This window comes from Mycobacterium sp. pW045, from assembly GCF_041287085.1.
Taxonomy (GTDB): Bacteria; Actinomycetota; Actinomycetes; order Mycobacteriales; family Mycobacteriaceae; genus Mycobacterium; species Mycobacterium algericum_A.
Window position 1 is genome coordinate 53,596 of sequence record NZ_JBGGKU010000009.1, and the last position, 20,387, is coordinate 73,982.

Annotated in this window: 21 protein-coding genes and 1 other RNA gene; 9 read left to right on the forward strand and 13 right to left on the reverse strand. The window is 67.9% G+C overall.

What is annotated here, in order from left to right; all coding sequences use genetic code 11:
- Nucleotides 1–15 precede the first annotated feature (15 nt).
- The 12 genes from ACAG20_RS15315 to hisN all read right to left on the reverse strand — a co-directional run bounded on the left by ACAG20_RS15315 (nucleotide 16) and on the right by hisN (nucleotide 12,523).
- Complete coding sequence (locus tag ACAG20_RS15315; RefSeq protein ID WP_013829788.1) at nucleotides 16–393, reverse strand: NADH-quinone oxidoreductase subunit A; 378 nt, start codon at nucleotides 391–393, stop codon at nucleotides 16–18.
- A gap of 312 nt (nucleotides 394–705) precedes the next feature.
- Nucleotides 706–1,119: a hypothetical protein gene (locus ACAG20_RS15320; protein WP_370493173.1), complete on the reverse strand. Its 414-nt coding sequence runs from the start codon at nucleotides 1,117–1,119 to the stop codon at nucleotides 706–708.
- 88 nt (nucleotides 1,120–1,207) lie between these two features.
- Complete coding sequence (locus tag ACAG20_RS15325; RefSeq protein ID WP_370493174.1) at nucleotides 1,208–2,557, reverse strand: phosphotransferase family protein; 1,350 nt, start codon at nucleotides 2,555–2,557, stop codon at nucleotides 1,208–1,210.
- Nucleotides 2,554–3,795, reverse strand: a complete 1,242-nt coding sequence (locus ACAG20_RS15330; protein WP_370493175.1) for an acyl-CoA dehydrogenase family protein — start codon at nucleotides 3,793–3,795, stop codon at nucleotides 2,554–2,556. Before ACAG20_RS15330 ends, ACAG20_RS15325 begins: the two co-directional genes overlap by 4 nt.
- A 16-nt stretch (nucleotides 3,796–3,811) precedes the next feature.
- Nucleotides 3,812–4,426 carry a TetR/AcrR family transcriptional regulator gene (locus tag ACAG20_RS15335; protein WP_370493176.1) on the reverse strand — a complete coding sequence of 205 codons (615 nt, stop codon included), beginning with the start codon at nucleotides 4,424–4,426 and terminating at the stop codon, nucleotides 3,812–3,814.
- Nucleotides 4,427–4,434: 8 nt separating this feature from the next.
- Nucleotides 4,435–5,334, reverse strand: coding sequence for a hydroxymethylglutaryl-CoA lyase (locus tag ACAG20_RS15340; RefSeq protein ID WP_370493177.1), 900 nt, complete (start codon nucleotides 5,332–5,334; stop codon nucleotides 4,435–4,437).
- Complete coding sequence (locus ACAG20_RS15345) at nucleotides 5,331–6,539, reverse strand: CaiB/BaiF CoA transferase family protein (protein ID WP_370493178.1); 1,209 nt, start codon at nucleotides 6,537–6,539, stop codon at nucleotides 5,331–5,333. Before ACAG20_RS15345 ends, ACAG20_RS15340 begins: the two co-directional genes overlap by 4 nt.
- Nucleotides 6,536–7,720: an alpha/beta hydrolase family protein gene (locus ACAG20_RS15350; RefSeq protein ID WP_370493179.1), complete on the reverse strand. Its 1,185-nt coding sequence runs from the start codon at nucleotides 7,718–7,720 to the stop codon at nucleotides 6,536–6,538. Before ACAG20_RS15350 ends, ACAG20_RS15345 begins: the two co-directional genes overlap by 4 nt.
- Entirely contained in the window at nucleotides 7,717–8,811 is a 1,095-nt protein-coding gene (locus tag ACAG20_RS15355; protein ID WP_370493180.1) for a homogentisate 1,2-dioxygenase, read from the reverse strand. The genes ACAG20_RS15350 and ACAG20_RS15355 overlap by 4 nt, the downstream gene beginning before the upstream one ends.
- Before the next feature lie 150 nt (nucleotides 8,812–8,961).
- Entirely contained in the window at nucleotides 8,962–10,173 is a 1,212-nt protein-coding gene (locus ACAG20_RS15360) for an acyl-CoA dehydrogenase family protein (RefSeq protein ID WP_370493181.1), read from the reverse strand.
- Between the two features lie 36 nt (nucleotides 10,174–10,209).
- Nucleotides 10,210–11,601 (reverse strand): acyl-CoA dehydrogenase family protein, encoded by a 1,392-nt coding sequence (locus ACAG20_RS15365; RefSeq protein WP_370493182.1) that lies wholly within the window; start codon nucleotides 11,599–11,601, stop codon nucleotides 10,210–10,212.
- Nucleotides 11,602–11,710: 109 nt separating this feature from the next.
- The gene (gene hisN / locus ACAG20_RS15370; protein WP_370493183.1) at nucleotides 11,711–12,523 is read right to left on the reverse strand and encodes a histidinol-phosphatase; all 813 of its coding nucleotides are present in this window, start codon (nucleotides 12,521–12,523) and stop codon (nucleotides 11,711–11,713) included.
- Between the two features lie 23 nt (nucleotides 12,524–12,546).
- Between hisN and ACAG20_RS15375 the strand changes: the two genes are divergently transcribed.
- Nucleotides 12,547–12,861 (forward strand): hypothetical protein, encoded by a 315-nt coding sequence (locus tag ACAG20_RS15375; protein ID WP_112686913.1) that lies wholly within the window; start codon nucleotides 12,547–12,549, stop codon nucleotides 12,859–12,861.
- Nucleotides 12,862–12,867: 6 nt separating this feature from the next.
- On the opposite strand, the gene ACAG20_RS15380 is transcribed toward ACAG20_RS15375, so the two are convergent.
- Nucleotides 12,868–14,244: an FAD-dependent oxidoreductase gene (locus tag ACAG20_RS15380; protein WP_112686911.1), complete on the reverse strand. Its 1,377-nt coding sequence runs from the start codon at nucleotides 14,242–14,244 to the stop codon at nucleotides 12,868–12,870.
- Nucleotides 14,245–14,341: 97 nt separating this feature from the next.
- On the opposite strand from ACAG20_RS15380, the gene prfB reads away from it, so the two are divergent.
- From prfB to ssrA, 8 genes are all read left to right on the forward strand, one after another.
- Complete coding sequence (gene prfB / locus ACAG20_RS15385) at nucleotides 14,342–15,457, forward strand: peptide chain release factor 2 (RefSeq protein WP_370493184.1); 1,116 nt, start codon at nucleotides 14,342–14,344, stop codon at nucleotides 15,455–15,457.
- A gap of 4 nt (nucleotides 15,458–15,461) precedes the next feature.
- Entirely contained in the window at nucleotides 15,462–16,364 is a 903-nt protein-coding gene (locus ACAG20_RS15390) for a mechanosensitive ion channel family protein (protein WP_370493185.1), read from the forward strand.
- Entirely contained in the window at nucleotides 16,361–16,867 is a 507-nt protein-coding gene (locus ACAG20_RS15395) for a hypothetical protein (RefSeq protein ID WP_370493186.1), read from the forward strand. Before ACAG20_RS15390 ends, ACAG20_RS15395 begins: the two co-directional genes overlap by 4 nt.
- Before the next feature lie 51 nt (nucleotides 16,868–16,918).
- Nucleotides 16,919–17,608, forward strand: a complete 690-nt coding sequence (gene ftsE / locus ACAG20_RS15400; protein WP_041318390.1) for a cell division ATP-binding protein FtsE — start codon at nucleotides 16,919–16,921, stop codon at nucleotides 17,606–17,608.
- 1 nt (nucleotide 17,609) lies between these two features.
- Nucleotides 17,610–18,503: a permease-like cell division protein FtsX gene (gene ftsX / locus ACAG20_RS15405; protein WP_370493187.1), complete on the forward strand. Its 894-nt coding sequence runs from the start codon at nucleotides 17,610–17,612 to the stop codon at nucleotides 18,501–18,503.
- Between the two features lie 3 nt (nucleotides 18,504–18,506).
- Nucleotides 18,507–19,010 carry an SsrA-binding protein SmpB gene (gene smpB / locus ACAG20_RS15410; protein WP_370493188.1) on the forward strand — a complete coding sequence of 168 codons (504 nt, stop codon included), beginning with the start codon at nucleotides 18,507–18,509 and terminating at the stop codon, nucleotides 19,008–19,010.
- Complete coding sequence (locus ACAG20_RS15415) at nucleotides 19,007–19,852, forward strand: EamA family transporter (RefSeq protein ID WP_370493282.1); 846 nt, start codon at nucleotides 19,007–19,009, stop codon at nucleotides 19,850–19,852. The genes smpB and ACAG20_RS15415 overlap by 4 nt, the downstream gene beginning before the upstream one ends.
- Before the next feature lie 128 nt (nucleotides 19,853–19,980).
- Nucleotides 19,981–20,372, forward strand: a transfer-messenger RNA (tmRNA) gene (gene ssrA, locus ACAG20_RS15420).
- Nucleotides 20,373–20,387: the final 15 nt, after the last annotated feature.

Consider the following 20,387-nt stretch of genomic DNA (forward strand, 5'->3'; position numbering starts at 1 on the left):
CCCGCCTACTCCAAATCAATCCCAATTGAGGCCGCCGCGCCGCCAGACGTAGGCATACGCGACGAAGACGACGGCGGCGAACAGCAACATCTCGATCAGGGCGAACACCCCGAGGCCGTCGAAAGCGACCGCCCAGGGATAGAGGAAAACGATCTCGATGTCGAAGACGATGAACAGCATCGCGGTCAGGTAGTACTTCACCGGGAAGCGCTGCCCAGGCGGGGCATGCGGTCCGCTGACCGGCTGGTCGGTGGGTTCGATGCCGCACTCGTAGGCCTCCAGCTTCGACCGGTTGTAGCGCGACGGGCCGGCCAGCGCCCCGGCGACCACGGAGAACACGGCAAAACCGGCGGCGAGCGCGGCGAGCGCGAGGATCGGCAGATACTGGTTCATGCTCAGTGACGTGGTTCCCTTCCGGGCGTCGATTGTGAGTTCAGGCACAGCCTAGCCCGCGGCAACCGGGAGGTCGCGAAGAATGTGAAATTGTCGGCAACTGTGACCGGCATCACCATCAGCGACCAACGGCCACAGGGCAATTCGCTTCTGAGGCTGCCCTAACCCGGCGGTTTCGCCGGGCGGGGGCCGCCGTGTCAACCCGGCGGTTCAGCGAGGCTCGACGAAGGAGAGGCGAAGCTGGGACCGCCGCATCAACCCCGGGGGTTCAGCGAGGCTCGACGCAGGAGAGGTGAAGCTGGGACCGCCGCATTAACCGCGTGTCGGGGTACGCAGCAGCCCCAGTACCTGGCGGCTCAGCGCCATCGGGTCCACCGGGTGCGGCAGCACGCCGTCGGCGTGGGACCATCTCGCCAGCCATACGTCGTCTGCGCGGCCGGTCAGCACCACGATTGGCGGGCAGGGGGTGAGCTCATCCTTGAGCTGTTTGCAGATGCCCATCCCGCCGGCCGGGGTGGCCTCCCCGTCCAGGATGGCGAGGTCGATGCCGCCGGCGTCCATCTGCCGGATCACCACCGGTTCCGTCGCTACTTCGACATAGCTCAGCTCCGGTAGATCCGGGTGCAGGTGCTTGCCCAACGCGGTCATGACCCGCGCGCGGGTAGCGGCATCGTCGCTGTAGACCAGGATCCGCAGCGCTTGGGAGGAAGGCGTGGAGTCAGACACGTTGGGAATGCTACTGCTCGTACGGTGCCGATAGAGCGGGTTTGCGCGACGACCACCGAAGTGACTGTCGCGCAGTGACTCTAACGCTTCAACGATCGTAGCCGGGGTGGTCGATCGAGAGTCGGTGGCGCACCAGCGTGTAGAGACAGGCTTCGACCGCGTCGGATCTGTCGTCGAGGTCACCGGCCCGGATGGCGGCGGCCAGGCCGGCCTCGTCGGTGAAACCCAGTCCGGACAGGGCGTGCGTCGCGGCGCCGGCGGCGGTGTCGCGCAACTCCCGTTCGACGATGCGCAGCGCGTTGGCGGCGACCCGGGCGTGGAAGTTGACCTGGCCGTCGGTGGCGGCGCGGACATCGCCGTCGAGGAACTCGGCGACCGCGGTGACGAGCTCGGCGGCGCTCGGCCGCCGGCCGGTCGCGCCCGGTGCTGGCGGCCCGGCTTGCGCTAGCGGCGCCGAGGAGCGGGTATCGCCGGGCGCGTGAGCGAGCAGGCCCAGCAGGTCCCATTCGGTTTCGGAGACCCGCCGGCCGATGGTCGCCAGCTCCACCGAGCGGGTCTGCCCGCTCAGGTGCCGTTCGGCCTGGTAGCGGCAGATGATGCCCCACCGCAGCGTGCCCAGCACCAGCCACCACTCGAACCGCCGGCGGTCGACCGCCGTGCCGGAGGCCTGCTGGTAGGCGGTCAGGAAGGCGTCGATGCTGCCGAGCCCGCCGGCGGCACGCTCGGGCGGGGCGCCGAAGCGCCAGGCCCGTTGGCAGAACCAGGCCAGGTCCTCGCAGCCGTCGCCCAGATGCACCAGCTCCCAGTCCAGCACCGCCGCCAGGTCGGCGCCGTCGACGATCAGGTTGCCCATCCGGAAGTCGCCGTGCACCAGCTGCGGCTGCGCCGGCGGCGGCCGGTGGGCGGCCAGCCACCGAAACGCCCACTCGAAGACGGCGGTGGTGTCGTGCATGGCGTCCAGCTGGGCGCGGCAGGCGGCGAGTTGGTCCTCGTCGCGCAGCGCCATACCGGCCGGATCGGCGCGATGGATGGCGGCCAGTGCCTGCGCGCATTGCCGCAACAGGGCCTCACGCCCGGGGTCATCGAGCTGACGTTCGATGCGCCGGACCACCGTCTCACCCGCGATCTCATCGCAGATCAGAAACGGATTGCCCAGTGCCGCTGGAGAATTGTCGGCGATAAGGACGGTCGGTACCGGAGCCCCGGCGGTGCGCGCAGCGCGCTGGGCGTGCGCTTCCAGTTCCATGCTGGCGTGGACCTCATCGGGCGGGCCGGTACGCAGGATCAGTGCGCGGCGCCCCGAGCCGCCGACGGCGTCGAACGCCCAGGTGACCCGGCTGGCTCCGCCGGTCAGCGCGCGCAGGCCCTCGACGGTCACCGGGCCCAGCACCGGGGCCAGCACCGTCGAAAGCCGTTCGGCCAGGTGGTCGGCGGTCATCGGCGACGGTCGAACCCGAACAGTCGCTGCGCGACCCGCCGAATCTGGATCTCCTCGGCGCCCTCGGTGATCCGGTAGCGGCGATGATGCCGGTAGATGTGCTCGAACGGTTCATGGCGGGTGTAGCCGATCCCGCCGAAGGTCTGGATGGCACGGTCGGCGGCCTCGCACACCAGCCGGTTGGCACGGTAGTTGGCCATCGACACCTTGTCGGAGACCTCCAGGTGGTGGTCGCGGTCGAGGTGCCAGGCCGCATAGTTCACTAGCAGCCGAACCATCTGGGCCTCGGTCTGCAGTTCGGCCAGTGGCCACTGCACAGCCTGGTTGACCGATAGCGGCTTGCCGAATACCACGCGCTGGGTGGCGTATTCGGCGGCCCGGTCGATGCAGTACTGGGCCGCGCCCAGACTGGAGGCCGCCTGGCGGATCCGGTTCTCGTGCAGGAAGGTCTGGGCGACCTCCAGGCCGCGGTCCACCTCGCCGAGCACCGCATCGGCGGGCACCCGCACGTCGGTGAGTTCGACCTCGCCGTGGTCGCTGGGCATGTTGAACGTCCACCAGTAGAACGGGACGCGGAACCCCGGCGTATCGGTGGGAACCAGGAAGGCGGTGATGCCACGCGCCGAGCCGGCCTCGCCGGAGGTGCGTGCGAAGATCAGGTCGTGGGTGGCGCGGTGCACTCCGGTGTTGAACCGCTTGGCGCCGTTGATCACCCAGCCGCCGTCGGCGGGTTCGGCGCGGGTCTCCAGCCAGGTCGCATCCGAGCCGTGGTCGGGTTCGGTCAGCCCGAACGCCATCGACCGCTCACCGGTGATCAGGGCCTCCGACCAGTCCCGGCGCTGCTCATCGGTGCCGAACCGCTCCATCATGATGACCTGCGGGAAGTTGCCGACAATCGAGGATTCGTCCTGCAGGTCGTTGTGCAAACCGAGCCCCTTGTGCGCCAAGTGCTCCCGGATCACCGCCATATCGACGTTGCTGCCGTCCCGGCCGCCCAGCGACGACGGCAGCCCGTAGCGCAGCCAACCGGCGGCGTCGGCGCGGCGGCGCATCTCGGCCAGTAGGTCCTCCCAGTCCCGGTTCGGGATGCCGCCGTTCTCCACGTCGGTGCGGGCGAACTCCCGGCGGTGGTCGAAGTACTGCATGTTCTCGGCCTGCAGCGGCGCGATCTCACGCTCGATGAAGTCATCCATTTCGGCGAGCAGCGCCGGAAGGTGTTCGGGCAGTGTGAAATCCATGGCAAGTCCTCCGTGTTCAGCGGCCGTACAGGGTCTTCCTCCAGATCGTCGACAGCGTCGCGATGGCATCGCGGTCGCTGATTCGCCAGCCCGGTCCGGAGGGGCCGACGAAGACGACGGTGAAGTTCTCGAACAGCAGCGCGATCGCTGCCGCGATGTGGTCGGGGTCGAGGTCGAGGCCGTGCCCCTGTTGCTGGGCGCACCGAATCGAGGCGGCGACGGTCTCCATGCCGAACCGGCGGAATTCGTTCTGCAGCACCGCGAATCGTTGGTTAGTGGCCGCGAGCTGGGCGACGGCGATCATGATCCCGATGTTCTGCTTGAACATGGACCAGTAGGCGCCCACTACCGACGTAAAGAACTCGGTGTCCTGCGGGGAGTCGGGCAACCGCATCTTCAGCCGGGAAGGCTCGACGACGTCGGACAGGAATGACTCCGCCAGTGCGGCCAGCAGGTCCTCTTTGTCCTGGAAATACCGGTAGAGCACCGCTGTGGACTTGCCGGCCGCCGACGTGATGTCGGCAAGCGTGGTGCCGTGAAAGCCGCGCTCTGCGAACAGCTCCCGGGCGGCCTGCTCGATGGCCTGGCGCGTCTGACGGCCCTTGGAGCTGAGCTCACGCTGGCTGGACATCGTGGTGGTCAGTTCCGTTTCCGGTCTCCGGCGGCCAGCAACGCGCTGGGCAGACCATGGCCGACGACCGAGCTGGCCACGCGTGCGGCGGCGATGGCGGCCTGCAGGTCGATGCCGGTGTCGATCCCGCAGTCGCCCAGCAGGTAGACCAGATCCTCGGTGGCGATGTTGCCGGTGGCGCCGGGTGCGAACGGGCAGCCCCCCAGGCCGCCGGCCGACGCGTCGAGCCGGGTGATGCCCGCCTGAACCGCAGCGTAGGCGCATGCCAGACCGGCGCCACGGGTGTTGTGGAAGTGCGCCCCCAGCGGTGTGTCGCCGATGATGCCTTGCACCGTGGCAATCAGGTCGCTGACCCGGCGCGGGGTGGCAGTGCCGATCGTGTCGGCGATCGCCAGCCGGTCGACGCCGAACGCGACCGCCGACTCGGCGATGTCGGTGACGCGCCGCGCCGGTGTCGGTCCGTCGAACGGGCAGTCCCACGCCGTAGCAATGATGACCTCGATGGACCCGCCGGCGTCGTGGGCGGTGCCAGCGATGTCGCCGATCGCCGCAACGGCGTCGGCGGTCGGCCTGCCGACGTTGGCCGAACTGAACGAATCCGAGGCGCACACCACGTACTCGATCGAGGTCAGGCCGGCGGCCACCGCCCGGGCGGCGCCACCCGGACTGGCGACCAGCGCGGAGAACTCGAGGTCGGGGTAGCGCCACAGCTCGGCGGCGAGTTCGGCGGCATCGGCCAGGGCGGGAACCTTGGTGGGGGAGACGAACGAGGTGACCTCGACTTCGCGTACTCCGGTGGCGGCGATGGCGTCCAGCAGTTCGAGTTTGGCGCGCAACGGGACCGGCTGCTCGATCTGCAGCCCGTCGCGCAGCGCCACCTCGCGAATCTCGACCTTGTCGGGTATCACAACACCCCCTCGGCGCGCAGGCCGTCCAGTTCGGCGGCGGTCTTGCCCAACAGGTCGCCGTAGACCTCGTCGTTGTGTTGCCCCGGCCGAGCCGAGCCGGCAGTACGGATCCGGCCCGGGGTGTCCGAGAGCACCGGGACGATGCCGGGGCCCAGCACCGTGCGCTCGGCGCCTTCGTCCCAGTGCTCGGCGAGCATGCCGCGGGCCCGCAGCTGCGGGTCGTTGACCACCTCGGCGACGGTGTTGATCGGCCCGGAGATCACCCCGGCGTCGCTCAGCGTCGCGATGATGTCGTCGGGTTTACGCTGTGCGGCCCATTCGCCGATGATCGCGTCGAGCTCGTCCTGGTTGCGGCCGCGGGCCACGTGGTCGGCGAACCGCGGGTCGGTCGCCAGTTCGGACCGGCCCATCGCCTGACACAGCCGGGCGAACACGCTGTCCTGGTTGGCGGCGATCACCACCCAGCTGCCGTCGGCTGACTGATAGATGTTCGACGGGGCGATGCCTTCCAGGCGGGTGCCGGACGGCCCGCGCACCACGCCGCCGACGTCGTAGTCGGGGATGGTGGATTCCTGTATGGCCAAGCAGGATTCGGTCAGTGCGACATCGACCACCTGGCCCTCGCCGGTGACCGTGCGCCGGTAGAGGGCGGCGAGTGCGCCTTGGACGGCGAACATGCCGGCCAGGCTGTCGCCCAGCGAGAGCGCCAGCCGCGGCGGGGGACCGCCAGGGAAGCCGTTCATGTGCCGCAGCCCGCTGGCCGCCTCGGCGACCGAGGCGTACCCGGCCTTGTGGGCGTCCGGCCCGGTCTGTCCGTAGCCGGAGACCCGCACCAGGATGATGCCGTTGTTGTGTCGGCGCAACACGTCGAATCCCAGCCCCCAGCGTTCCAGCGTGCCGGGCCGGAAGTTCTCCACGACGATGTCGGCGTGCTCGATCAGCTCCAGGAACAGCTCTCGGCCGCGCTCGGTGCGCAGGTCGAGCGTGACGGCCTTCTTGTTGCGGGCGTGCACGGTCCAGAAGAAGTGGCGCCCGTCGACCTCGGCCTGCCCCCAGGTGCGCAGCGGGTCGGGCTTGCCCGGTAGCTCGACCTTGATGACCTCGGCGCCCATGTCGCCGAGCAGGCGCCCGGCGAACGGCCCGGAGATCAGCGTGCCGAGCTCGATGACCCGGATGCCGTCAAGTGCTCCGGTCGTGGACGTCATACCGACGAGCCTACGAAGTCGTGCCGGTTCAGCCAATCGGTGACGGTCGCCACCGCCTGACGCAGCGCCGGCCGCTGATCCGGGCCGGCGTAGTAGTGGTTGGCACCGGCGATTTCGTGGATCTCCTTGTCTGGGTGCCCGATGGCCTCGAACAGCCGGCGCGTGTGACTGGGGGTGCAGGCGTCGTCGGCCATGTTCCCGATCACCAGCGCGGGCACCGCGATGTCACGGCCGCAGTCCAGTCCATCACCGTTGGCGTCGTCGTAGCTCCACTGCGACAGCCAGCTGCGTAGCGTGCAGAACCGCGCCAGCCCGACCGGGCTCATGTTGACCACCTGCGGATCGCCCAGATAGCAGCTGCCCGGGGTGCGGTCGTTGGGGTCGACCGTCGGATCCAGCCAGCGCGGATCGGCCATGGTGCCGTGCACCACGAACGCGAACTCGTCATCCGGGCGACCGCTGCTTTGAAGTTCGGCCAGCTTCGCCTTGACCCAGGCGGTGATCCGGCGGTTGCGCTCGATCTGGGCGGCCCGATAGCGGTCGAGGAACTCTGCGGTGTACGGCGGCTGGTTGGGGTTGTCGCGGTTGTAGAGATCCAGCTCCGGATCCCGCTTGGTGGGGTCGGATTCGTCGAGGATCGAGGCGTCCAGCCATTCGGTCATGGTGCCGTGCCGGCTGATGTGCGCGGCCAGCAGCATGACGCCGTCGGCGGGGATCAGCCCGAGCTTGGTCAGGTCGGGGCCGTCGCCGGACGGGCTGGAGGTCACCGTGGGATGCTGCGCCTGCTGCTGGTAGAACAGCGACAGTGAGCCGCCGCCGCTCCAGCCGGCCAGCACCACCTTGGAATAGCCGAGCCGATTCTTGGCGTCTTTGAGGCATTCCCCGAGGTCTTCGACCACCTTCTCCATCAGCAGTGCGGAGTCGGTGCCGCGGAATCGGCTGTTGCAGTAGATGACGTGATGCCCGGCGCGGGCCAGCGCGTTGACCATCGGCAGGTAGGCGCCACCGCCGATCGGGTGCATGAACACCAGCACGGTGTCGCTGCGGGTGTCCTTGGGCCGCAGCAGATAACTCTCCAGCACCACCAGTTCGGCCACGCCGCCGTAGACGTCGCGGACGCCGGAATTATTCTGGTAGGCAATGAGATAGGGGATGCGTTCGTAGTCGTGCTTGGCGGTCATGCGTGCTGTCCCAGGTCGGCGGCGAGAACTTGCGGTGACGGGGTGAGTCGTCGTCGGGTGTCGATGGCGATGACCTGCCAGTCGACACGCTGGTAGTCGTTGAATTTGCGCCGGGCGCGCTCGCGGGCCTTTTCCGGGGCGCCGTGGTGCACGCCCTGCGGAGCGTGACTGATCAGGCCCGGCGGCATCGGTATCCCGTAGAGCGATCCGCCATGGAAGAAGGCGATCTCGTCGTAGTCGACGTTGCGGTGATACCAGGGGGTGCGTTCGGTGCCCGGTACACCCTCGGCGGGCTTGGGCAGAAAGTTCATCACGTACACCCCGGTGGCCTGCATGAACAGGTGCACCGTCGGGGGCAGGTGCAGGCTGTCGGAGGTGACGACGTTGTAATCGGCGATGTTGAAGGTGAACGCGAAATTGTCGCCGCGCCAGCCCTCCACATCGATCGGATTGTGTTGGTAGTACAGCGTTGTCGGGCCGCCCTCATGGAGCAGCCGTACTTCGTACTCGTCGCGTCCATCGTCGTCGATGGGGGCCGGCTCGGGGATGACCGCCTGTGACGGGTCGAACGGGAAGTGCCGGCCCAGCGGACCCGGCGGCGGTACCCGGAACTCATCGGTGGCCTGAATCATCAGCATCGTGGTCTCGGCGGCGGGCAACTGGCGCCAGGTGGTCGCCTTGGGCAGATAGACCCAGTCGCCCTCGCGGTAGTTCAGCGGACCGAACTCGGTCTCAAGTCGTCCAGAGCCGGTGTGTACGAAGCACAGCAGGTCGCCGTCGACGTAGCGGACGTGAAACGGCATCTCGGCGGAGCGCCGCGACAGCGAGATGGCGCAGTCGTCGTTGTGGAACAACAGCAGCGGATGCCCCGCCGGGTCGGCGGCGTCGGCCGGTTCGAGTTGGGGGGCCAGCACGTCGATCGGCCGCAGCGGGCCCGCGGCCCGGTAGGCGGTCGGATCATGGCGCCGGTACATGTTGGCGGTCCGGCCGGTGAAGCCGCCGCGGCCCAGTTCGTCGTCCTTGAGCCCGTCCAAGTCAGCGTGAACGCGCTTGGGCGTGACGCCTTTGCGCAGGTGAACGAAGGATTCCATCGGCGGCCCCCAGACCAGTCACTTGAAAGTAAAAGCAACATTACTTTTGGTTTTGCTCGGAGGCAAGGGGCTCGTCAGTGCCGCGAGCAGACGCGAAAGCCCCCAAATCCGGACGGAAATGGGGGCCTTGGCGTCTGCTCGCCGAAGGGGTTACTTCAGCTCGGCCGAACTCAGGCCCAGCAGCCGGCGGGCCACCACCAGCAGCTGGATCTGCTGGGTGCCCTCGAAGATGTCGAGGATCTTCGAGTCGCGGCTCCACTTCTCCAACAGGGTCTGCTCGGAGTAGCCCACGGTGCCGGCCAGCTCGACGACCTTCAGCGTGATCTCGGTGGCCATCCGGCCGGCCTTGGCCTTGGCCATCGACGCCTCTTTGGAGTTCGGGATCGAGTTGTCGGCCTGCCAGGCCGCCCGCAGTGTCAGCAGGTTCGCCGACTCCCAGTCGGCCTCCATGCGCAGGAACTCCGCGGCGGCGGCGTGCTGGACGTGGGCGGGCTTGTCGTAGTCGATCTCCACCCCGGCCTTGGTCAAGATGTTGCGCAGCTCCTCCAGCGCGGCACGAGCCACCCCGACGGCCATCGCGGCCACCACCGGGCGGGTGTTGTCGAAGGTCTCCATGACCCCCGAGAAGCTCTTCTCGGTGTTGATCTCCGGGCTGCCGAGCAGGTTTCCGGCCGGAATCCTGGCGTTGTCGAACCGGATCACCGCGGTGTCGGAGGCCTTGATGCCGAGCTTGTGCTCCAGGCGCTCGACGATGACGCCGGGGTGCTCACGCGGCACGATGAACGACTTGATCGCCGCGCGGCCCTGGCTTTTGTCCAGCGTCGCCCACACCACGATGTGGCTGGCCCGGGAGCCGGCGGTGACGAAGATCTTCTCGCCGTTGAGCACGTACTCGTCGCCGTCCAGCCTGGCCGTGGTCGTCACCGCTGCCGAGTCCGAGCCGAAGCTGGGTTCGGTGATCGCCATCGCCGCCCACACCTTGCCGAGCCGCTTGAGCTGCTCGTCGGTGGCCACGCCGGAGATCGCCGCATTGCCCAGCCCCTGGTAGGGGATGGACAGCATCAGCGCGACGTCGCCCCAGCTCATCTCCAGCACCTGCAGCAGCGCTGCCATGTTGGCACCGTTGCGGTTGCCGGCCGTCTCATCGCCGCTGCGGAAAGCCTCAGTGGCGCTGGCCATCCCGGAGTTATCCACCGAGGAGACACCGTCGAACAGCGTCTCCAGGGTGTCCAGCTCCACCGGGTAGGCGTGCTCGGCCAGGTCGTATTTGCGCGAGATCGGGCGCAGCATTTCTGCGGCGCCGGCGTGCGTCATCTCGACGATCGCCTGCAACTTCTTGGGGAGTTCCAAATTGATTGCCATGACAAGTCTTTCGGATCGGTAGTCGAAGTGTTGGGGCTAGATGACCAGGACGCCTTCGGCGACGCCGAGCACCCGCAGGTCGCGGTACCAGCGTTCGACCGGGTGCTCCTTGGTGTAGCCGTGGCCGCCGAGCAGTTGCACGCCGTCGGAGCCGATCTGCATGCCCTTGTCGGCGGCGATCCGCTTGGCCAGCGCGGCCTCCCGGGTGAACGGCAACCCCTGTTCGGCCCGGGCAGCGCCACGCCAGGTGATCAGCCGCAGCCCGTCGAGTTCGATGGCGATGTTGGCGCACATGAACGCCACCGACTGGCGGCGGGCGATCGGCTCACCGAATGCCTCGCGCTCCTTGATGTAGGGCATCACGTAGTCGAGCACCGCGTGGCTGGTGCCGACGGCCAACGCCGCCCAGCCCAGCCGCGACAGCGCGATGGCCTCCGAGTAGTCGGCATCGCTGGCCTCGTCCTCGCCCAGCCGGGCGCTCAGCGGCACCGATACGTTCTTCAGCTCGATCTGGCCCAGCGCGGCGGCCCGCACGCCCATGCTCGGGTCGGCCTTGATGCTCAGCCCGTTGGCGGACGACTCCACCAAAAACAGCGCCGGCTTGCCGTTGAGCTGGGCGCCGATGATGAACAGCTCGGCGTCGGCGGCCGCAGGCACCAGCGACTTGACGCCGTCGAGCCGGTAGCCGCTGGGGGTGCGCACCGCCGTCGTCTTCAAGGCGGTGGGGTCGAACAACGGCTGCGGCTCGGCGATCGCCACGCAGGATTGCGGCACGTTCTCGCCGGCGAACTCCGGCAGGTAGGTGGCCTGCTGGCTGGCGCTGCCCCAATGGGTCAACGCCGCGGCCACGCCGCCGGGCGCCAGGATCGGCAGCGCCAAACCCATGTCACCGTAAGCCAGCGCCTCACCGACCAGCACATTGGTGACCGCAGAACGGTGCGTGGCGATGCCGTCGAAGTCCTCCGGGATGTTGATCGCGGTGATGCCCAACTCGGCGGCCTTGCCGATCAGCTCCCGCGGGTAGTCGACGGCCTCGTCGGCGTCGTGGGCGGCCGGGCGCAGGATCTCGGCGGCGAACTCGCCGACCGTGTCGACGATCATCTGCTGCTCGTCGTCGGGCGTCAGGTCGAAGTAGTCGTTGCCGCTGGCCTTGAGCCGGACCGGCGATTTGCCCAGGTTCTGCACCGCCTTGAACTGGCGGGTGGCCGCGCCGGCCGTCGAGAACACCGCCTTGACGCCGTAGTTCAGGCTGCGGTTGAGCGGGTCGCGCAGGTTGTGCCGGTCCAGGAAGGGCTGGCTGACCAGCGGAGTGACCAGGGCCAGGGCGGCGGCGATCGGGGTGCGCTTCGGCTTGTCAAGGCCGATGGCGCTCGATCGTCCGGACCGCTTCTTCTTCGAGCCGGGGGCGGCGGATGCAGTGTCAGTCATGTCAGAGCCTCACTGAAAAAGGAAGAATCGATGACACCACCTTACTCCGAAGTAAGATGACTCGACAGTAAGGTGTGACGAAGTCCTCAATGGGCCCGGCGGCTGCGGACTATCCCGGGGTCAAGGCGGCCAGCACCTGCGCATGCAAGGCAGGGTTGGCCGCCACGGCGCAGTTGCCGTGCGGGCCCGGATTGCCCGACAGGTCGGTGAACGCTCCGCCCGCCTCGCGAACCAGGATGTCGACGGCGGCCAGATCCCACACCGACACCGCGGGTTCGACGGCGGCATCCACAGCCCCCTCCGCGACCAGGCAATACGCCCAGAAATCACCGTAGGAGCGGGCCCGCCACACCGACTCGGTCAGGCCCAGGAACTGCTCCCGCAGGCCGCGCGCCGCCCACAGGTTCAGTCCGGCGAACGTCAGGCTCGCCGAGTCCACATCGGTTACCGAGGACACCGACAGCCGGCGCTGCGGGCCGCCGGCCACCGACCCGAACGCGCCCTGGCCGCTGGTGGCCCACCACCGCCGGTGCAGCGCCGGAGCGCTGATGACCCCAAGGACCGGCACGCCGTCGTGCAGCAACGCGATCAGGGTGGCCCAGATCGGCACCCCGCGCACGAAGTTCTTGGTGCCGTCGATGGGGTCGATGATCCATTGGCGTCCGGCGAACGAAGCGCTGCCGCCGAACTCCTCGCCGAGGATCTCGTCGTCGGGTCGTTCGGCGGCGAGCACCTCGCGCAGCGCGGTCTCGGCCGCCTGATCGGCATCGGTCACCGGGGTGAGGTCCGGCTTGGTGTCGACGCGAAGGTCCAGCGCGCCGAACCGGGCCAGGGTGATCGCATCCGCCCGGTCTGCCAGGGTCAGTGCCAGGGTCAGGTCGTCGCCGAGACGGGAGTCGAGATTGTCGTTGATCTGCGCCATGGCGAAAGTCCTACCATGAGCTGATGTGGGAGATCTGGGCGCTGCTGTTGCTGCTGGCGATTCTGGCGGTGTTCGTGGCACCGCGGTTCTTCCGGCCGGGGCCCGGCAGCGAGGCGCAACAGGGCACCCTGCTGATCACCGGTGTCAGCCCCCGCCCCGACGCCGAAGGGGCGCAGTACGTCACGATCACCGGCGTCATCAAGGGGCCCACGGTCGATGAGCACGAGGTCTACCAGCGGCTCGCGGTCGACGTGGCCAACTGGCCGAGCATCGGTGACCTGCTGCCGGTGGTGTATTCGCCCCGCAACCCCGACAACTGGAACCTGACCGGGCAGTGACCGGGCTCAGCCGCGCCCGACCCGCAGCATTTCGGCGACACTGACCAGCTTGATGCGGGGCCGGCCGTGCGGCTCCCCGGTGGACCGCTCGTGGGCGTCGATCAGTTGCCAGTGCTCGTTGGTCACCAGCTCGGGTTGGCGGGACATCAGCCACTTGAGCAGCTGCACGTCATGGTCGGCGTCGACATCGGGCAGCTCGGCCGCTGCTGCCCGGGTGGCCAGATCGGCGGCGAGCCTGTCGACGGTGGCCTGCGAGTCGCTCTTGTTGGAACCGATCACCCCCGAGGGGCCGCGCTTGATCCACCCCACCACGTACTGATTGCGGGTGCCCTCGATACGGCCGTCGGTGTGCGGAATGGTGCAGCTGCGCTCGTCGAACGGCAGACCCGGCGTCGGCACCCCGCGGTAGCCGACCGCCCGCACCACCAGATCGACCGGCAGCACCTCGCGCTCCCCGGTGTCGCGGGCGCTGACCCTGCCGTCTTCGTCGGTGACCAGCTCATTGCGGCCCAGCACGATCTCCTGGACCCGGCCCTCGCCGCGGATCTCGATCGGGGAGGTACGGAACCGGAACACGATCCGGCGGTTGCCCGGATGCTGTTCGCGGCCGACGTAACCGCTGAGCACCTTGAAGTTCGCCTTGGCGTGTTTGCCGGCGGCTTCGACGTCGGCCTCGGTGATTCCGGCCAGCTCCTCGGGCGTGATCACCACGTCGACGTTCTCGAGGCTTTTCATCTCGCCCAGTTCGCGTAGTTCCGGGCTGGTGAAAGTGGCCTGCAAGAGCCCGCGCCGGCCGATGATGACCACCTCTTCGATACCGCGCGGTTCGAGCAACTCCAGCGCATGGTCGGCGATGTCGGTGCCGCGCAGTTCTTCAGGGTCGCTGACCAGGATGCGTGCCACGTCCAGGGCCACGTTGCCGTTGCCGATCACCACCGCGCGCTTACCGGTCAGGTCCGGGGCCATGTGGGTGTAGTGCGGGTGGCAGTTGTACCAGCCGACGAAGTCGACGGCCGCAACGCTGCCGGGCAGGTCTTCGCCCGGAATGCCCAGGTGCCGGTCGGACTGGGCGCCCACGGCGTAGATGACCGCGTCGTAGCGTTCGGCGAGTTCCGCGGGCTGTACGTGCTCGCCGACGGCGATGTTGCCGAAGAACCGGAACCGCGGATCGGCCGCGGTCTTCTCGAACTGCGCGCTGATCGATTTGATCTTCGGATGATCGGGCGCCACCCCCGAGCGCACCAGACCCCATGGCGTGGGCAGCATCTCCAGCATGTCGATGCGCACGTCGACCTCACCCCCCGACGCCAGTTTGAGCAGCGATGCCGCGGCAAAATACCCGGATGGCCCAGAGCCGACGATCGCGACGTGGTAGGGCCGCATCCTCGAACCTTCTTTCCTGTCGGGAAAACATGCACGCACCCGCGTATCCCCGATGCTAGAGGTCGACTCGCAACCGGCGCCGGTAACCTCGATAAACGTGGAACCCGACCGCCAGTCCGACATCGCCGCCCTCGACGCCACTTTGACCACGGTGGAGCGGGTGCTTGACGTCGATGGGCTGCGCAGCCGCATCGACAAACTCGAACACGAGGCGTCCGACCCCAACCTCTGGGACGACCAGACCCGCGCCCAGCGGGTCACCAGTGAGCTGTCGCATGCCCAGGGTGAGTTGCGCCGGGTGGAGGAACTGCGCAGCCGCCTCGATGACCTGCCGGTGCTCTACGAGCTGGCGGCCGAGGAGGACGGCCAGGCCGCCGCTGACGCGCTGGCCGAGGCCGACGCCGAGCTGGCGTCGCTGCGGGCAGACGTCGAGGCGATGGAGGTCCGCACGCTGCTGTCCGGCGAGTACGACGAACGCGAGGCGTTGGTCAGCATCCGCTCCGGCGCGGGCGGGGTGGACGCCGCCGACTGGGCCGAGATGCTGATGCGGATGTACATCCGGTGGGCCGAGAAGCACAACTACGGCGTCGAGGTGTTCGACACCTCTTACGCCGAAGAGGCGGGGATCAAGAGCGCGACTTTCGCGGTGCACGCCCCGTTCGCCTACGGCACGCTGTCGGTGGAGCAGGGCACCCACCGGTTGGTGCGGATCAGCCCGTTCGACAACCAGAACCGCCGGCAGACGTCGTTCGCCGAGGTCGAGGTGCTGCCGGTGGTGGAGACCACCGACCACATCGACATTCCCGAAGGTGATGTTCGCGTCGACGTGTATCGCTCCAGCGGGCCCGGCGGGCAGTCGGTGAACACCACCGACTCCGCGGTGCGCCTGACCCACGTCCCGACCGGGATCGTGGTTACCTGCCAGAACGAGAAGTCCCAACTGCAGAACAAGGTGTCGGCGATGCGGGTGCTGCAGGCCAAGCTGTTGGAGCGCAAGCGTTCCGAGGAACGCGCCGAACTCGACGCGCTCAAGGGCGACGGCGGCAGTTCGTGGGGCAACCAGATGCGGTCCTACGTGCTGCACCCCTATCAGATGGTGAAGGACCTGCGCACCGAATATGAGGTCGGCAACCCGGCCGCGGTGCTCGACGGCGACATCGATGGGTTCCTGGAAGCCGGAATCCGGTGGCGCAACCGGCCAGAAGGCGACTGAACCCATGGTTTTGGCCTTCTCCCCGGGACAGCGCTGGCACGACGCGTGGAGCGGTGAGATCGGCCAGTGGCTCATCGACAAGGGATTGCGGATCGTCCTGCTGCTGATCGGGGCGGTGCTGGCATCGCGGTTCATCACCTGGGCGGCGCGCCGGGTCACCCGACGGCTGGAACTGGGCTTCCAGACCAGTGATGCGCTGGTGCGCTCGGAGGCCTCCAAGCATCGGCAGGCGGTGGCCTCGGTGATCTCCTGGGTGTCGGTGGTGATGCTGTGCGTGGTGGTGGCCGTACAGATCACCGGGATACTCGACATCCCGGTCGGATCGCTGGTGGGGCCGGCCGCGGTGATCGGCGGCGCGATCGGTTTCGGCGCCCAGAAGCTGGTGCAGGACGTGCTCAGCGGATTTTTTATCATCACCGAGCGGCAGTACGGGTTCGGTGATCTGGTGCAGCTGAGCATGATCGGGGCGTCGGTGGAGGCGCTGGGCACTGTCGAGGACGTGACGCTGCGGGTGACCAAACTGCGCACCGCCGACGGGGAGGTCTTCACGGTGCCCAACGGCAATATCGTCCGGTCGCTGAACCTGTCCAAGGACTGGGCGCGTGCCGTCGTCGACATCCCGGTGCCCACCAGCGCCGACCTGAACCGGGTCAACGAGGTGCTGCACCAGGTGTGTGAGAACGCCATGGAGGCCGACGCGCCGCTGCGAGATCTGCTGTTGGACACGCCGTCGATGATGGGGGTGGAGAGCATCGAACTCGGTGTCGTCCATCTGCGGATGGTGGCTCGCACGCTGCCCGGCAAACAGTTCGAGGTGGGACGCCGGCTGCGCATCCAGGTGGTGCGGGCGCTCGCCTCGGCCGGCGTCGTCACTGCCGGCGACGTGCAGCCGGTGGAGACGCCGTGACGGCCCGCCAGTCCGATCCGCAGGTCGCGCGCCCTGACGGCCGGCGGTGGCGCTGGCCGGCGCAGCTGTTCAACGGCCGGGTCCGCACCTCCACCGTGCTGTTGATCATCGCGTTCGTGTTGGTGTGGTGGGTGTATGACACCTACCGCACGCAGCCGACGCCGCCGGCCGCGCCCCAGGTGGTGCCGCCCGGCTTCATCCCCGACCCGGCCTACACCTGGGTGCCGCGCACCAGGGTGCAGCAACCGACGACGACGGTCGAGACCCCGGCGCCGACCACCGAGACGACCAATCCGACCGAACCGCCCGACGAACCGCCAACCCCGACGCCGGAACCCGGGTTCCCGTTCTGCCCGCCGCTGTGTCCGCCGCTGGCGCCGACCCCGCCGGAGCAACCCGCTCAGAGCCCGCCACCGGGTTCACCGCCGGCTCCGGTGGCGCCCGGCGTGCCCATGCCCCCGGCTCCGCCCGGGCCGGCGACCTCGCAGCCGGCGTTGCCCTAGCATGTGGCCTGACCGGGGACACCGCGCCGCACGGCTACACTGCGTGCCGTGATGATCACGCTCGACCATGTCACCAAGCAGTACAAATCGTCGGCCCGTCCGGCACTGGACAATGTCAGCGTCAAGATCGACAAGGGTGAGTTCGTCTTCCTGATCGGACCGTCGGGTTCGGGCAAGTCGACGTTCATGCGGCTGCTGCTGGCCGAGGAGACCCCCACCAAGGGCGACATTCAGGTGTCGAAGTTCCACGTCAACAAACTGCCCGGCCGGCACATCCCGAGCCTGCGGCAGGTGCTCGGCTGTGTGTTCCAGGATTTCCGGCTGCTGCAACAGAAGACGGTGTTCGAAAACGTCGCGTTCGCGCTCGAGGTGATCGGCAAGAAGCCGGAGATGATCAACCGGGTGGTCCCCGAGGTGCTGGAGATGGTCGGGTTGTCCGGCAAGGCCAACCGGCTGCCCGGCGAGCTGTCCGGCGGTGAACAGCAGCGGGTGGCGATCGCCCGGGCGTTCGTCAACCGGCCGCTGGTGCTGCTGGCCGACGAGCCGACCGGCAACCTCGACCCGGAGACCAGTGAGGACATCATGGATCTGCTGGAGCGCATCAACCGAACCGGGACGACGGTGCTGATGGCGACCCACGACCACCACATCGTCGACTCGATGCGCCAGCGCGTCGTCGAGCTGTCACTGGGCCGGCTGGTCCGTGACGAACAGCGCGGTGTCTACGGGATGGATCGCTGACGTGCGCTTTGGCTTCCTCTTCAACGAGGTCCTGACCGGGCTGCGCCGCAACGTCACCATGACGGTCGCGATGATCCTGACCACGGCGATCTCGATCGGGCTGTTCGGTGGCGGTCTGCTGGTGGTGCGGCTGGCCGACCAGTCCCGCAATATCTACCTGGACCGGGTGGAATCGCAGGTGTTCTTGAACGCCGACGTCGCTGCCGACGACCCGAACTGCGAAGCGCAGGCCTGCAAAGCACTGCGCGAGCGGATCGAGAACCGCGACGACGTGAAGTCGGTGCGCTATCTGAACTCCGACGACGCCTACGCCGACGCCATCCGCAAGTTCCCGGAGTTCAAGGATGTGGCGAGCAAGGACTCCTTCCCGGCGTCGTTCATCGTCAAACTGGAAAACCCCGAGCAGAGCACGGATTTCGACGCCGCGATGACCGATCAGCCCGGTGTGCTCAGCGTGCTCAATCAGAAAAAGCTGATCGACCGGTTGTTCGCCGTGCTCGACGGACTGTCCAGCGCGGCGTTCGCCATCGCCCTGGTGCAGGCGGTGGGGGCGGTGTTGCTGATCGCCAACATGGTTCAGGTCGCCGCCTACACGCGGCGTACCGAGGTGTCGATCATGCGTCTGGTGGGGGCCAGTCGGTGGTACACGCAGTTGCCGTTCCTGCTGGAGGCGGTGCTGGCTGCCACCGTGGGTGTGATCATCGCGGTGGTCGGATTGATCGTGGTGCGGGCACTGTTCCTCGACAACGCGCTCAGCCAGTTCTATCAAGCGCATCTGATCGCCCGTATCGACTACGCCGACATCCTCTACATCTCACCGATCCTGCTGTTGCTGGGAGCGGCGATGGCCGGGGCGACCGCGTACGTGACGCTGCGCCTGTACGTCCGGCGGTAACCCGTGGCCAAGAAGCCGGGGGGCAAGGACGCCAAGAAGCAGGCCACCAAACAGATCGTTGCCTCGAACCGCAAAGCGCGGCATAACTATTCGATTCTCGACGTGTACGAGGCCGGGGTGGTGCTGCTGGGAACCGAGGTGAAGAGTCTGCGGGCCGGCCAGGCATCGCTGGTCGATGCGTTCGCCACCGTCGACGACGGTGAGGTGTGGCTGCGCAACATGCACATCCCGGAGTACCGGCACGGCAGCTGGACCAACCACGACCCGCGCCGCGCCCGCAAACTGCTGTTGCACCGACGCCAGATCGACATGCTGATCGGCAAGATCCGTGACGGAAACCTCACGCTGGTGCCGCTGTCGGTCTACTTCTCCGAAGGCAAGGTGAAAGTCGAACTGGCGCTGGCGCGCGGTAAGCAGGCCCACGACAAGCGCCAGGACCTGGCCCGCCGCGACGCCCAGCGCGAGGTGACCCGGGCGCTGGGACGCCGCGCCAAGGGTATGACCTGATCGGCTCGGCGCTGGCGCTGGTAGCGGCGGCCGGCTTCGGGACGGGCGACTTCCTCGGCGGCCTCGCGTCGCGGCGGGTCTCGCCGCTGCGGGTGCTGCTGGTCTCCACCCCGTTGGCGTTGGTGGGACTGACGGCGACCGCGGTTGCGACCGGTGGACCGATCCATCCGGGCGCTGTCGGCTGGGGTGCGGCCTGCGGTCTGGCGTTGGGGGTGGCCAGTTGGTGGTTCTACGCGGCACTGAGATCCGGCCCCATCTCGGTGGTTTCGCCGCTGTCGGCGGTTGTGACAGCCGGGGTGCCGGTCACGGCCGGCCTGATCCGGGGTGAGCGGCCCGGCCTGGTTGCCAGCGTCGGCATCGTGCTGGCGCTGGTGGCGGTGGTCCTGGTAAGCCGGGAAGTCACCGACGAGGACGTAAGACCGCACCGGTTCACCCCGAAGGTGGCGTGGCTGACGATCGGCGCCGGAGTGGGATTCGGGCTGAACTTCGTGTTCATCGAGAAGGCGCCGGTCGAGTCCGTGTTGTGGCCGCTGATGTTTGCCAGGTTGGCGGCTACCGTGGTGGTCATCATCATCGCGGTCGCCGCCGGGAACCTGCGACTACCGTCGGGAACGCCGATGAAGCTGTCGCTGACCGCCGGGATGATGGATGTCGGTGCGAACGTCGCCATGTTGCTGGCGTTGCGGAATTCGTCGCTGTCGCTGGGTGGCATGCTAATTTCGCTGTTCCCGGTGGTCACCGTGCTGCTGGCCATCGCGGTGCTGCGTGAGCGGGTGCATCCCTGGCAGGTGGTCGGCATGGCGGCGGCGGTCGTCTCGGTGGCGATGATCACCGCGGGGTAGCGGTGTCCCAGGGCGTTAGGACCCTGGGCCCCGGGGCTCCGGGAAGAAATTGTCGCGGCCTGTCGTTACACACCGGTACCATGGGTTATCTCGTCCAACCGGCGAGGTACCGCAGCGAACAAGGACAGGGGGCTGAAAGGTTTCGACTTCGCGCGTCGAATCAAGGGAAGCGTGCCGGTGCAGGCAGGAGACCACCGAAAGCGTCGCTGTAACCAAGTAAGCGCCAAGGTTGCACTTACTCCGGCTAAGGTCGCTCTCCAGAGCGACTTCGCCCTCGCTGCCTAAGCGACGGCGGGCCTGTCAGACCGGGACCTCCCTCGGCCCGGACCCTGGCATCGACTAGAGGGATCCACCGATACGTCCGGTCGCGGGATTTATCGGGACACCAACAGCGACTGGGATCGTCATCTCGGCTAGTTCGCGTGACCGGGAGATCCGAGTAGAGGCATAGCGAACTGCGCACGGAGAAGCCTTGAGGGAATGCCGTAGGACCCGGGTTCGATTCCCGGCAGCTCCACAGCTAGGCAGCCGGCCA

Bases quoted from the DNA above. Each gene is read 5' to 3' on its own strand.
- ACAG20_RS15335 (WP_370493176.1), bottom strand. From the start codon at position 4,426: ATGTCCAGCCAGCGTGAGCTCAGCTCCAAGGGCCGTCAGACGCGCCAG.
- ACAG20_RS15375 (WP_112686913.1), top strand. From the start codon at position 12,547: ATGTGGGAGATCTGGGCGCTGCTGTTGCTGCTGGCGATTCTGGCGGTG.
- ACAG20_RS15345 (WP_370493178.1), bottom strand. From the start codon at position 6,539: ATGACGTCCACGACCGGAGCACTTGACGGCATCCGGGTCATCGAGCTC.
- ACAG20_RS15390 (WP_370493185.1), top strand. From the start codon at position 15,462: ATGGTTTTGGCCTTCTCCCCGGGACAGCGCTGGCACGACGCGTGGAGC.
- ACAG20_RS15330 (WP_370493175.1), bottom strand. From the start codon at position 3,795: ATGGATTTCACACTGCCCGAACACCTTCCGGCGCTGCTCGCCGAAATG.
- ACAG20_RS15380 (WP_112686911.1), bottom strand. From the start codon at position 14,244: ATGCGGCCCTACCACGTCGCGATCGTCGGCTCTGGGCCATCCGGGTAT.
- ACAG20_RS15325 (WP_370493174.1), bottom strand. From the start codon at position 2,557: ATGACCGCCGACCACCTGGCCGAACGGCTTTCGACGGTGCTGGCCCCG.
- hisN (WP_370493183.1), bottom strand. From the start codon at position 12,523: ATGGCGCAGATCAACGACAATCTCGACTCCCGTCTCGGCGACGACCTG.
- ACAG20_RS15355 (WP_370493180.1), bottom strand. From the start codon at position 8,811: ATGGAATCCTTCGTTCACCTGCGCAAAGGCGTCACGCCCAAGCGCGTT.
- ACAG20_RS15315 (WP_013829788.1), bottom strand. From the start codon at position 393: ATGAACCAGTATCTGCCGATCCTCGCGCTCGCCGCGCTCGCCGCCGGT.
- ACAG20_RS15350 (WP_370493179.1), bottom strand. From the start codon at position 7,720: ATGACCGCCAAGCACGACTACGAACGCATCCCCTATCTCATTGCCTAC.
- ftsE (WP_041318390.1), top strand. From the start codon at position 16,919: ATGATCACGCTCGACCATGTCACCAAGCAGTACAAATCGTCGGCCCGT.
- ACAG20_RS15365 (WP_370493182.1), bottom strand. From the start codon at position 11,601: ATGACTGACACTGCATCCGCCGCCCCCGGCTCGAAGAAGAAGCGGTCC.
- ACAG20_RS15360 (WP_370493181.1), bottom strand. From the start codon at position 10,173: ATGGCAATCAATTTGGAACTCCCCAAGAAGTTGCAGGCGATCGTCGAG.